The organism is Methylobacterium komagatae, from assembly GCF_042661665.1.
GTDB classification, from domain to species: Bacteria; Pseudomonadota; Alphaproteobacteria; order Rhizobiales; family Beijerinckiaceae; genus Methylobacterium; species Methylobacterium komagatae.
The window spans coordinates 4,300,762-4,313,057 of record NZ_JBHSWN010000001.1 but is presented as its reverse complement, the minus strand read 5'-3'; the positions used below and the strand labels follow the sequence as shown (position 1 = coordinate 4,313,057).

Genomic DNA, 12,296 nt, shown 5'->3' with positions numbered 1-12,296 from the left:
ATGACGACCGCCAAGCCGCTCGCACTCGGCTGCGTCGCCGACGACTATACCGGCGCCTCGGATCTCGCCAACACGCTGACCAAGGCCGGCCTGCGCACGATCCAGACCATCGGCGTGCCCGCCTCCGATCTCTCCCTGCCGGAGGTGGACGCGGTGGTTGTGGCCCTGAAGAGCCGCTCGATCCCCGCCGACGAAGCCGTCGCCCGCTCGCGGGAGGCGGACACTTGGCTGCGTGAGCGCGGCGCGTCGCATGTGATGTTCAAGGTCTGTTCGACCTTCGATTCGACGGATGCGGGCAATATCGGCCCCGTCGCCGACGCCCTTCGCGAGGCGGCGGGCGAGGCCATCGCGCTGGTCACCCCCGCTTTCCCGGAAACGGGCCGCAGCGTCTACCAGGGCAACCTGTTCGTCGGCGCCCTGCCCCTGAACGAGAGCCCGCTGAAGGACCATCCCCTCAACCCGATGCGGGACGCCAACCTCGTGCGGGTGCTGGCGCGCCAGAGCCGCCACGGGGTCGGGCTCGTCGACATCGCGACCGTCACGAAGGGACCGGAGGCGGTATCCGCACGGCTCGGTGCGCTGACCGCCGAGGGCAAGGGCGCGGCCATCGCCGACGCGATCTTCGACCACGACCTCGAAACGCTCGGCCGCGCCATCGTCTCGAAGACCTTCTCGGTCGGCGCGTCGGGCCTGGGCCTCGGTCTCGCCCGCGCCCTGGTGGCGGATGGGCGCGGCACCCGGGATGCGGCCGGGGCGGCGATCGGCGATCCCGTCGGTGGCCATGCCGCCTGCCTCGCGGGAAGCTGCTCGCAGGCGACCCTCGGTCAGGTCGCCGCGGCGGAAGCCTTGATGCCGGTGCTCCGGCTCGATGCCGGGCGGCTCCTGTCCGAACCGGATGCGGTGGTGGCCGAGGCGCTGGCCTTCGCCCGCGAACGGATCGGGCAAGGCCCGGTGCTGATCGCCTCCTCCGCCGAGCCCGAGGCCGTGCGCGCGCTCCAGTCCCGGCACGGCTCCGAAGCGGCGGGCCATGCCGTCGAGGCGGCCCTGTCGGCCATTGCAGAGGGACTGGTCGCGGCGGGTGTCCGGCGCCTCGTCATCGCGGGAGGCGAGACGTCCGGTGCCTGCGTCGACCGGCTTTCGCTCCGCGCCTTCCTCGTCGGGCCGGAGATTGCGGCCGGCGTGCCCGTGCTGCGCACCGCCGGGCGGCCCGAGCCGCTCTTACTGGCCCTGAAGTCGGGCAATTTCGGCGGGCCGGACTTCTTCGCCCGCGCCCTCGACATGATGCAGTGAGGTTCCGATGCACGCTTTGATTCTCGGCGCCGCCGGTATGATCGGCCGCCGCCTCGTCGATGTTCTCGTGGCCGAGGGGAAGGTAGGCGGGCAGCCGCTGACCGCGCTGACGCTTCTCGACGTCGTGGCCCCCGCAACGCCGGAAGGCGTGCCCGGACCGGTGCGCGCGGAGGCCGCCGACCTGAGCGTGCCCGGCGCCGCCGAGGCCGCGATCCGCGACCGGCCGGAGGTGATCTTCCATCTCGCGGCGGTGGTTTCCGGCGAGGCGGAGGCGAATTTCGATCTCGGCTACCGGGTGAACCTCGACGCGACGCGCTTCCTGTTCGAGGCGATCCGCGCCGTCGAGGGGTACCGGCCGAAGGTGGTGTTCACCTCGTCGCTCGCCGTGTTCGGGCCGCCCCTGCCGGACGTGATCCCGGACGATTACGCCCTTCGCCCCGCCACCTCCTACGGCACGCAGAAGGCGATGGGCGAGATGCTCCTGGCCGACTATGCCCGCCGGGGCATCTTCGACGGGATCGGCCTGCGCCTGCCGACGATCTGCGTGCGGCCGGGCAAGCCGAACAAGGCAGCCTCCGGCTTCTTCTCCGGCATCATCCGCGAGCCGCTTGCGGGACAAGAAGCCCGCCTGCCGGTGCCGGACACCGTGCGCCACTGGTTCGCGAGCCCGGCGGCGGCGGTCGGCTTCCTCACCCATGCGGCGACGCTCGACCTCGCACGGCTCGGCACCCGCCGCAGCCTGACCATGCCGGGCGTCTCCGCCACGGTGGCCGAAGAGATCGAGGCCCTGCGCCGGGCGGCCGGCGACAAGGCCGTCGCCCTCATCCGGCGCGAGCCGGACGAGGCGGTGTTGCGCATCGTTGAAACGTGGCCCGCCGCCTTCGACACCACCACCGCGACGGAACTCGGCTTTCGGGCCGACGCCTCGTTTGACGCCATCGTGGCCCAGCACATCGCCGAGTTCCACGGGGGGTGAGGCCGCTCAGAGCGCGACAGCGATGTCGGTCTGCGGGAAATCGTCGCCGATGAACAGCAGTTGCGCTCCGTGCGCCTTGGCGCAAGCATAGGCGAAGCAATCGCCAAGGTTCAGTCGGGCCGGATGGCGGCCCTTGCCGAAACGGGCATGGGCCGCGAGGGCCAGATCCGTTTCCCTTTCACCGATTGGCACGGTCCATAAACCGCTGATGCGGATAAACTCGGCGACCTCCGCCTGAGCCTCGGCGACCGTCATGGTCTTCTTGCGCGCCACGGCGGTGACGGTCTCGAAGATGGCAAGACCGGAAGTCAGGGGAAGCCTGGCAGCGGCAATGCGTCCGAGGAGAGCGGATCGCTGCGGCTCACCAGTCAGGATTGCCACGAGGGCCGAGGCATCGACGAACGTCATTCGTCATTCAGGCTGTCATAGAAGGCCTTGTCTGCCTCAAGGCCAGTGCGAGGGATTGCATCGATCCGGTCGAGCAAGGGCCGCAGCCGTTCCGCCAGCGGCACAGCCTTGTCGCAGCGGTCGATCTCGTTCACCAAGGCGACCCGCACCGCCTCGGCCTTGCTCACGCCGGTCCGCGATGCCAGTTTCTCGGCTAGCTGATCGACCTCGTCGCTGGCGATGGTGAGCGGCATGGCGGCCTCCGTGGTGCCTGAAAAACGTAATGCCCGTCGCGCCTTGCCGCAAGCACACCACAAATTGAGAGAACCCCGGATGACCCGCCTCGACGAGGCACGCGCCGCGCTGAAGACCACCTTCGGCTACGAGGATTTCCGGCCCGGCCAGGATGAGGTGATCGGCGCGGTCCTCGATGGAGAGGACGTCTTCGCCGTGATGCCGACGGGCTCCGGGAAGTCGATGACCTATCGGCTGCCGGCGCTCGTCGATGCCGGGCTGACCGTGGTGGTCTCGCCGCTCATCGCGCTCATGCACGATCAGGTGCAGCAGATGCGCAGCGTCGGTATCGTGGCGGCGACCCTGAACTCCACCGTGGCGGAAGCCGAATCGCGCGAGACCTGGCGGGGCATCCGCAACGGGACGATGCGGCTCCTGTTCGTCTCACCCGAGCGGCTGCTGATGGATGGCTGCATGGAAGCCCTTCGCGGGGCCGGGGTCCGGCGGCTCGCCGTGGACGAGGCCCACTGCGTCTCCCAATGGGGGCACGATTTCCGTCCCGAATACCGGGAGATCGCCCGTGCCCGCGAAGCGCTCGGCAACGTCCAGACCGTGGCACTCACCGCCACCGCCGACGCCGCGACCCGTGCCGAGATCGCCGAGCGGCTGTTTCCCGAGGGCCGGCACCCGAGGATCTTCGTCCATTCCTTCGACAGGCCGAACATCCGTCTGGTGTTCCAGCCGAAGGACAACCCGGCCCGGCAGATCGAACGCTTCCTGAAGCACCGCCGCTCGGAGAGCGGGATCATCTACTGCTCGTCGCGCAAGCGCACGGAGCAACTGGCCGAGACCCTGAGCAAGGACGGGTTCAACGCCCTGCCCTACCATGCCGGCCTCGATCAGGGGACGCGCGCCCGCAACCAGGACCGGTTCCTGCAGGAGGACGGGGTGGTGATGACCGCCACCGTCGCCTTCGGCATGGGCATCAACAAGCCGGACGTGCGCTTCGTCATCCACGCCGATATGCCAACCAACGTCGAAGGGTATTACCAGGAGATCGGCCGCGCCGGGCGCGACGGACTGCCCGCCGACACCCTCACCCTCTATGGCCTCGACGACATGGCTTTGCGCCGCCGCCAGATCGACGAGAAGGAGATTTCCGACGAGCGCCGCCGGGTCGAGCGGCGCAAGCTGGAGGCGATGATTTCCCTGTGCGAGGGCGCCTCTTGCCGCCGCCAGTCGCTGCTCGCCTATTTCGGCGAGGCCAGCGGGCGCTGCGGACGCTGCGACCTGTGCCGCGACGGGGTCGAGCTCGTGGACGGCACCGTGCCCGCGCAGAAGCTGCTCTCGGCCATCGTGCGCACCGGCCAGCGCTTCGGCGCGGCCTATGTCTGCGACGTCGTCCACGGCAAGGAGAGCGACCAGATCCGCCGCAACGGCCATGACGGGCTCAAGACCTTCGGGGTCGGCTCCGACAAGCCGGTCGCCGCGTGGCGGGCGATCCTGCGTCGAGCTCTTCGCCGCCGGGGCGGTCGCCGAGAATTCCGACGGCTATGGCGGCCTCGGCCTCACGGAGAAGGGCACGGAGATCCTCTACGGCCGCGAGCCCATCACCCTGCGGCCCGATCCCGAGCCGCGTCCCGAATCGCGTGAGCGGCGGCGGACGGCGCCGAGGGCGGCCGAGGAGATGGGCCTGTCCGAATCGGACGAGGCTCTGTTCCAGCATCTGCGTGGTCTTCGCGCGACGATCGCGCGGGCCGAGGGAATCGCCGCCTTCATGGTCTTCCCGGACCGCACGCTGATCGAGATGGCCCGGCAGAAACCCGTGGATCTCTGGGCGATGCGCAGTGTCCACGGTGTCGGCGAGCGCAAGCGGGAGGCCTATGGTGATCGTTTCGCGGAGGCGATCAAGGAGTTCCTGAGCCACTCGTCGGCTGCCTGATCCCCCGTTCCATTCAGGCGATCCTCACCCCAGATGTTGCATCGCAGGTCAGGAAAGCACTAATCCGTCGCGGCCAACACAGCGCCCGGTCCGGGTCCGCCACCGTAGGCCTGTTCGTCGAGACCGCCGCATGTTCCGCAACGATGTCCCGATCACGCCCGGCTCGTGGCCCAGCACGGCCTCAAACCGGACGAGTACGACCGCTTCCGGGCGCTCATCGGCCGCGACCCGACTCTGACCGAGCTCGGCATCGTCTCGGCGATGTGGAACGAGCACTGCTCGTACAAATCTTCGCGCAAGCACCTGCGCGGCCTGCCGACCTCGGGTCCGCACGTCATCCAGGGTCCTGGCGAGAACGCGGGCGTCATCGATATCGGCGACGGCCTGGCCTGCGTCTTCAAGATGGAGAGCCACAACCACCCGAGCTTCATCGAGCCCTACCAGGGCGCGGCGACCGGCGTCGGCGGCATCCTGCGCGACGTGTTCACCATGGGCGCGCGGCCCATCGCGGCGCTGAACGCGCTCCGCTTCGGCGATCCCGAGCATCCCCGCACCCGCGGCCTCGTCTCCGGCGTGGTGGCGGGCGTGGGCGGCTACGGCAATTCCTTCGGCGTGCCGACCGTGGGCGGGCAGGTCGGCTTCCACCGCCGCTACGACGGCAACATCCTCGTCAACGCCATGGCGGTCGGCCTCGCCAAGCAGGACGGCATCTTCTACGCCGCCGCCGCCGGCGTCGGGAACCCGATCGTCTATCTCGGCTCCAAGACCGGCCGCGACGGCATCCACGGCGCCACGATGGCCTCGGCCGAGTTCGATGAGGGCACCGAGGCCAAGCGCCCGACCGTGCAGGTCGGCGATCCCTTCGCCGAGAAGCTGCTCCTCGAAGCCTGCCTCGAACTGATGGCGTCCGGCGCCGTCATCGCCATCCAGGACATGGGCGCGGCGGGGCTCACCTGCTCGGCCGTCGAGATGGGTGCCAAGGGCGATCTCGGCGTGGAGCTCGACATCGAGAAGGTGCCCGCCCGCGAAGAAGGCATGACCCCCTACGAGATGATGCTCTCCGAGAGCCAGGAGCGGATGCTCATGGTCCTCAAGCCCGGCATGGAAGCCGAGGCCGAAGCGATCTTCGTGAAATGGGGCCTGGACTTCGCGGTGATCGGCAAGACCACCGACACGCTGCGCTTCGTCATCAAGTGGCACGGCGAGACGGTGGCCGACCTGCCGATCAAGGAACTCGGCGACGAGGCGCCGCTCTACGACCGGCCGCACATCGCCAACACGCACCAGCCGGTCATCGCCGCAGCCGACGTGGCCGCGCCCGCGTCCCTCGCCGACGCGCTGAAGCGCCTCGTCGCCTCGCCAGACCTGTCCTCCAAGCGCTGGGTCTACGAGCAGTATGATCACTTCATCCTCGGCAACACCGTGCAGAAGCCCGGTGGCGACGCGGCCATCGTGCGCGTCGAGGATGGGCCGAAGGGCCTCGCGATCACCTGCGACGTCACCCCCGCTATTGCGAGGCGGACCCGGTCGAGGGCGGCAAGCAGGCCGTGGCCGAGGCGTGGCGCAACATCACGGCGGTCGGCGGCAAGCCGCTCGCGATCACGGACAACCTGAACTTCGGCAACCCGGAGAAGCCCGAGGTGATGGGCCAACTCGTCGGCTGCCTTCAGGGCATCGGCGAGGCCTGTCGGGCGCTCGACTTCCCCGTCGTGTCCGGCAACGTGTCGCTCTACAACGAGACCAACGGCGTCGGCATTCTGCCCACCCCGACCATCGGCGGCGTCGGCGTGCTCGATGACGTGACCCGCCACGCCACCATCGCCCTCAAGCGCGAGGGTGACGCCCTGGTGCTGATCGGTACAGGTGAAGGCTGGCTCGGCCAGTCGGCCTATCTCGCGGTCGTCGAGGGCCGCGAGGAGGGCGCTCCGCCGCCGGTCGATCTCGGTCTGGAGCGCCGCAACGGCGACTTCGTGCGGGGGCTGATCACCTCCGGCGCCGTCGATACGGTGCACGACCTGTCCGATGGCGGCCTTGCGGTGGCGCTGGCGGAGATGGCCATGGCGGGTGGCGTCGGCGCGGCCCTGCCCGAGGTGCCGGTGGATCTGCCGGCCCATGCCTACCTGTTCGGCGAGGACCAAGGCCGTTACCTGATCGCCGTCGCCCCCGAGACGGCCTCGGACCTGCTCTATTCCGCCTCAGCCCAGGGCATCGCGGCGGCCGTCGTCGGCATCACCGGTTCCGACCGCCTCACCCTGCCGGGCGGCGAGACCATCGCCATCGCCGACCTGCGCGAGGCCCACGAGGGCTGGATGCCGACCTACATGGCGAGCCAGCCCGCCGCCCCCGCTGCCTGAACGGAGCCGAACCCATGCCGATGGATGCCCGCGAGATCGAGCGCATGATCGTCGAGGCCCTGCCCGACGCGAAGGTCGAGATCCGCGACCTCGCCGGAGACGGCGACCACTACGCCGCCACGGTGCTGAGCCACGCCTTCAAGGGGAAGACCCGGGTTGCCCAGCATCAGATGGTCTACGGCGCCCTTCAGGGCCGCATGGGCGGGGTTCTCCACGCCCTTGCGCTGACGACGGGCGTCCCGCAGGATTGACTGCAGCATTGAAATCCACGCCCGACCGTCACTAGATCACGGGTCAGGAACGAGGACGCGAAACACCATGACCGACGTCAACACGACCATTCAGAACGAGATCGCCTCCCAGGACGTGGTGGTGTTCATGAAGGGCACGCCCCAGATGCCGCAATGCGGTTTCTCCGGTCAGGTGGTGCAGATCCTCAATTACCTCGGCGTGCCGTTCAAGGGCGTCAACGTCCTGGCCGACCAGGGCATCCGCGAGGGGATCAAGTCCTTCTCGAACTGGCCGACCATCCCGCAGATCTACGTGAAGGGCGAGTTCGTCGGCGGCTGCGACATCACCCGCGAGATGTTCCAGTCGGGCGAGTTGCAAACCTTCCTCGCCGAGAAGGGCGTGCCGGTGAAGACCGCCGCCGCGTAAGGCCGCCCGACGTCCTTGCGAGCGAAGCGAAGCCATTCAGGGCGGCGCCACGGCTATCGGCGTCGCGCAACCCTGGGTCGCTTCGTCCCTCGCGATGACGGCGTGAAGAAAAGCGACTATATGAGATCCCTTCAACCGAAGGGATCCGCATCATCATGGCGACGCCGTCGCTCGACAGCGGCCGTGTGGCTGCTCTCTCCGCTATCGAGAAGACCCCCGAGTTCCGGCCCGAGGCCCTGCCCGGCCGGAAGCTCTCCCTCGTCGGCCTGACCCGCGAGGAATTGAAGGCCCAGCTCATCGGAGCCGGTGTGCCCGAGCGCGAGAGCCGGATGCGCTCCGGCCAGATCTGGCACTGGGTCAATCTGCGCGGGGCGCAGGACTTCTCCGAGATGACGAATGTCGGCAAGGCGCTGAAGGCCGACCTCGCCCAGAACTTCACCCTGGAGCGCCCCGAGGTCGTCAGCCGCCAGGTCTCCCGCGACGGGACCCGCAAGTGGCTCCTGCGCATGGCGCCGACCAACCCGCACGAGCATAATCGCGGCGCCGAGATCGAGTGCGTCTACATTCCCGGCCCGGATCGCGGCACGCTCTGCGTGTCGAGCCAAGTCGGCTGCACCCTCACCTGCTCGTTCTGCCACACCGGCACGCAGCGCCTCGTGCGCAACCTCTCCTCCGCCGAGATCGTGCAGCAGCTCGTGGTCGCCCGCGACGAGCCGGGGACTGGACCGGCCAGATGCCCAGCCGCGACGCCAATGGCGGCGAGGTCGGGCGGCTCGTCACCAACATCGTGTTCATGGGGATGGGCGAGCCCCTCTACAATTTCGACGCAGTAGTCGATGCGGTCGGCGTGATGTCCGATCAGGAAGGCCTCGGCCTGTCCCGGCGGCGGATTACCGTCTCGACCTCCGGCGTCGTGCCGCAGATTCCCCGCCTCGGGGCGGAGGCGAACGCGATGCTCGCCATCTCGCTCCATGCCGTGCGCGACGATCTGCGCAACGAGCTGGTGCCGCTGAACCGCAAGTATCCGATCCGCGACCTGCTCGCGGCCTGCCGGGCCTATCCGGGCCTGAACAACGCCCGGCGCATCACCTTCGAGTACGTGATGCTGAAGGGGGTCAACGATTCCGACGCAGATGCGCGGGAACTGGTGCGGCTGCTCAAGGGCATCCCGGCCAAGATCAACCTGATCCCGTTCAACCCCTGGCCGGGCAGCCGCTACGAATGCTCCGATTGGGAACGCATCGAGCAGTTCTCGGAGATCATCTTCAACGCGGGCTATGCCTCGCCGGTGCGCACGCCGCGCGGTCGCGACATCCTCGCCGCCTGCGGCCAGCTCAAGAGCGAGACCGAGAAGCTGCGCGCCCGTGCCCGGATGATGCTGGAGGACGGCATCGCCGAGGGGCTGTATATCGGCGACGAGGATTGAGGCGGCTCACCCCGCCTTCGGGCGGGGCACGATCCCGGCGAGGATGAGGGTCGCGCAGGCCGCGAGCCAGCCCACCGCGCCACTTCCAGCCTTCACGAGGAAGTCGTCCACGCGGCCGTGACGGGTCGCGGAGAGGTTCTGCCCGGCTTCCAACAGCCCCGCCGCCACGACGACGAAGACGAGGATCGCGAAGCGGTGGCGCGGATAGGCGAGCGCCGCCAGCATGCCAAAGGCGGCATAGGCCAACGCCCGCTCGATATTGGCCGGGCCGACTTCCGGCCGCAGCCCGATCGGCGACAGGGTCACGAAGGCCAGAAGGCCGAGCAGGGCCCAAAAGGCGAGCCGGAACAGGGTACGCATCACTTATCCTCAGGCCGGCCCAGATGCCGGAGACCTGCCCCGGCACCCCATTCAAGGGCTCAGCCCTTGGGGATCCCTGTCTCAGTCCAGGCGGACGCGCCAGATCTCGTCCGCGTATTCGCGCATCGACCGGTCCGAGGAGAACCACGCCATCCGGGCGGTGTTGTGGATCGCCTTGGCCCACCACGTCGTGGAGTCGCGCCACGCGGCGTCGATGGCCCGCTGGGTCCGCCAGTAATCGTCGAAATCGGCGGTCAGCAGGTAGGGGTCGCGGTGGCGAAGATCGTCGGTGAGCGGGCGGAAGCGGCCCGGCTCCTCCGGCGAGAATCGGCCGGAGGCGATCATGTCGAGGGCCGCCGCGAGGCGCGGAGATGCCTCGATCGCCGCCCGCGCATAGCCCGGCACCGCCTTGCGGGCGATGACGCCCGCCGCGTCGAGGCCGAAGATGAAGATGTTGTCCGCGCCGACATGATCGCGGATCTCGATATTGGCGCCATCGAGGGTGCCCACCGTCAGCGCGCCGTTCAGTGCGAACTTCATGTTGCCGGTGCCGGAAGCCTCAAGGCCCGCCGTGGAGATCTGCTCCGAGAGGTCGGCAGCCGGAATGATCGCCTCGGCGAGGCTCACCGAGTAGTTCGGCAGGAACACCACCTTGAGGCGGCCCGCCACCTCGGGATCGTCGTTCACGGCCCGGGCCACGTCGGCGGCGAGCTTGATGATCAGCTTGGCCTGGACGTAGCTCGGCGCCGCCTTGCCGCCGAAGATCTTGACCCGAGGGGTCCAGTTGCGGTGCGGCTCGGCCTTGATCGCCTGATACAGCGCCACCGTCTCGATGACGTTGAGCAATTGGCGCTTGTACTCGTGGATGCGCTTCACCTGCACATCGAAGAGTGCGTCCGGATCGAGGTCGATCCCCGTCCGGTCGGCGACGATGGCGGTCAGCGCCTCCTTGCGCTCACGCCGAACGGCCCGGTAGCGCGCCACGAAGCTCGCATCCTGCGCGAACTTATCAAGGCCCGTGAGCAGTTCGGGATTGTCGAGCACGCCCTCGCCCACCGCCTCGACGGCGAGCTTGGTCAGGCCGGGATTGGCCGTATGCAGCCAGCGGCGGAAGGTGATGCCGTTGGTCTTGTTGACGATCTTGTCGGAATCGAGCGCGTGCAGGTCCGAGAACACGGTCGAGCGCATCAGGTCCGTGTGCAGGGCTGAGACGCCGTTCACCCGGCGCGCGCCGTGGAAGGCGAGGTGGCCCATGCGCACCCGGCGCCCATGGGATTCGTCGATCAGCGAAACCGAGGCGAGATGGGCGGCGTCGCCCTTGCCCGACTTGCCCTGCTCTTCGAGGTGCATCCAGTTGATCAGGTAGATGATCTGCATGTGGCGCGGCAGCAGCCGCTCCATCAGCTCCACCGGCCAGGTCTCCAGCGCCTCCGGCAGGAGGGTGTGGTTCGTGTAATGCAGGGTGTTGGTGGTGACGTGCCACGCATCCTCCCAGGAGAGTCCGTGGTCGTCGGTGAGGATGCGCATCAGCTCCGGCACCGCGATCGCCGGGTGCGTGTCGTTGAGCTGGATCGCGGCGTGGTCGGGCAGCGAACGCAGGTCGCCGCGCTCGTTCCGGTGCCGGGCCACGAGGTCCTGCAGCGAGGCCGACGTGAAGAAGTATTCCTGGCGCAGGCGCAGCTCCTGGCCCTCGGCCGAGGCGTCGCTCGGGTAGAGAACGCGCGAGATGGCCTCGGCGCGCATCCGCTCGGACACGGCGCCGACATGGTCGCCACCGTTGAAGCGGGCGAGATCCACCGGGGCCTCGGACTCCGCCTTCCACAAACGCAGGCGGTTCACCTGTTTTCCACGCCAGCCGACCACCGGCACATCATGGGCGACGGCCAGCACCGTCTCGGCGGGTTGCCAGCGCCGGGCGATCCCGTCGCCGGAGGCGGACATGGTCACGCCGCCGCCGAAGCCGATCTTGTAGGTGGCTTCCCGGCGGGCGAATTCCCACGGGTTACCCTCGGCGAGCCACGTCTCCGGTGCCTCCTGCTGCCAGCCATCCTTGAAGGACTGGCGGAACAGGCCGTGATCGTAGCGGATGCCGTAACCGATGGCCGGGATCGACAGGCTCGCCATGCTCTCCATGAAGCAGGCGGCGAGACGGCCCAGGCCGCCATTGCCGAGGGCTGCGTCGGGCTCGGCCTCCTGCACGGCGTCGAGGTCGATGCCGAGTTCGTTGAGCGCCTCACGCACGGTCTCGGTGAGACCGAGATTGTTGAGCGCATCCGACATCAGTCGGCCGATCAGGAACTCAAGGGAGAGGTAATAGACACGCTTGTGCGGGATCTGGGTCGCCTTCGACAGGCCGGTCTCCGCGATCCGGTCACGCAGGGCGAGCGCGGTCGCCACGAACCAGTCGCGCGGACGGGCGGTCTCCGGCGTCACACCGAGCACAATCCCGAGCTTGCCGCGAATCGCCTCGCGCAGGTCGACGACAGGATCGCCGGACACGGTCAGCGACCGTTGTGCCGGTGCCCTCGCCGGGGCGACGGCCGCTTTCGCATGCACCTGTCCGCTATCGGACAGGGAGGCGGATGAAGCGGCACGCGTCTGGACTTCGGTAAGCACAGTCGATCCCCCAATAGAGCCGGATGATTATGATTTGTCTCAGATTGCTGCCGA

The 12,296-nt window shown here is 68.6% G+C and carries 8 protein-coding genes and 3 pseudogenes; 7 read left to right on the top strand and 4 right to left on the bottom strand.

Going from position 1 to position 12,296, the window contains the following annotated elements; genetic code table 11:
* Positions 1–1,290 carry a 3-oxo-tetronate kinase gene (otnK, locus tag ACFQE0_RS21420; RefSeq protein WP_378973223.1) on the top strand — a complete coding sequence of 430 codons (1,290 nt, stop codon included), beginning with the start codon at positions 1–3 and terminating at the stop codon, positions 1,288–1,290.
* Between the two features lie 7 nt (positions 1,291–1,297).
* A complete protein-coding gene (gene denD, locus ACFQE0_RS21415) occupies positions 1,298–2,266 on the top strand; it encodes a D-erythronate dehydrogenase (RefSeq protein WP_378973220.1) in 969 nt (322 codons plus the stop codon).
* A gap of 6 nt (positions 2,267–2,272) precedes the next feature.
* On the opposite strand, the gene ACFQE0_RS21410 is transcribed toward denD, so the two are convergent.
* Together ACFQE0_RS21410 and ACFQE0_RS21405 are read right to left on the bottom strand one after the other, a co-directional pair.
* Positions 2,273–2,674, bottom strand: coding sequence for a type II toxin-antitoxin system VapC family toxin (locus tag ACFQE0_RS21410; RefSeq protein ID WP_378973218.1), 402 nt, complete (start codon positions 2,672–2,674; stop codon positions 2,273–2,275).
* On the bottom strand, positions 2,671–2,907 hold the full coding sequence (locus ACFQE0_RS21405) for a type II toxin-antitoxin system VapB family antitoxin (protein ID WP_378973216.1): 237 nt from the start codon (positions 2,905–2,907) through the stop codon (positions 2,671–2,673). Before ACFQE0_RS21405 ends, ACFQE0_RS21410 begins: the two co-directional genes overlap by 4 nt.
* A gap of 79 nt (positions 2,908–2,986) precedes the next feature.
* On the opposite strand from ACFQE0_RS21405, the pseudogene recQ reads away from it, so the two are divergent.
* The 5 genes and pseudogenes from recQ (at position 2,987) to rlmN (ending at position 9,266) form a co-directional block, all read left to right on the top strand.
* Positions 2,987–4,829: pseudogene (gene recQ, locus ACFQE0_RS21400) on the top strand (DNA helicase RecQ).
* Positions 4,830–4,959: 130 nt separating this feature from the next.
* Positions 4,960–7,183: pseudogene (purL, locus tag ACFQE0_RS21395) on the top strand (phosphoribosylformylglycinamidine synthase subunit PurL).
* A gap of 14 nt (positions 7,184–7,197) precedes the next feature.
* Positions 7,198–7,434, top strand: a complete 237-nt coding sequence (locus tag ACFQE0_RS21390; protein WP_238206256.1) for a BolA/IbaG family iron-sulfur metabolism protein — start codon at positions 7,198–7,200, stop codon at positions 7,432–7,434.
* 67 nt (positions 7,435–7,501) lie between these two features.
* Positions 7,502–7,840 (top strand): Grx4 family monothiol glutaredoxin, encoded by a 339-nt coding sequence (gene grxD, locus ACFQE0_RS21385; RefSeq protein WP_378973214.1) that lies wholly within the window; start codon positions 7,502–7,504, stop codon positions 7,838–7,840.
* Between the two features lie 155 nt (positions 7,841–7,995).
* A pseudogene (gene rlmN / locus ACFQE0_RS21380) lies at positions 7,996–9,266 on the top strand (dual-specificity RNA methyltransferase RlmN).
* Between the two features lie 6 nt (positions 9,267–9,272).
* Here rlmN and ACFQE0_RS21375 read toward each other — a convergent pair.
* Together ACFQE0_RS21375 and ACFQE0_RS21370 are read right to left on the bottom strand one after the other, a co-directional pair.
* The gene (locus tag ACFQE0_RS21375; protein WP_378973211.1) at positions 9,273–9,626 is read right to left on the bottom strand and encodes a hypothetical protein; all 354 of its coding nucleotides are present in this window, start codon (positions 9,624–9,626) and stop codon (positions 9,273–9,275) included.
* An 81-nt stretch (positions 9,627–9,707) separates the two neighbouring features.
* The gene (locus ACFQE0_RS21370; protein WP_378975615.1) at positions 9,708–12,182 is read right to left on the bottom strand and encodes a glycogen/starch/alpha-glucan phosphorylase; all 2,475 of its coding nucleotides are present in this window, start codon (positions 12,180–12,182) and stop codon (positions 9,708–9,710) included.
* Positions 12,183–12,296: the final 114 nt, after the last annotated feature.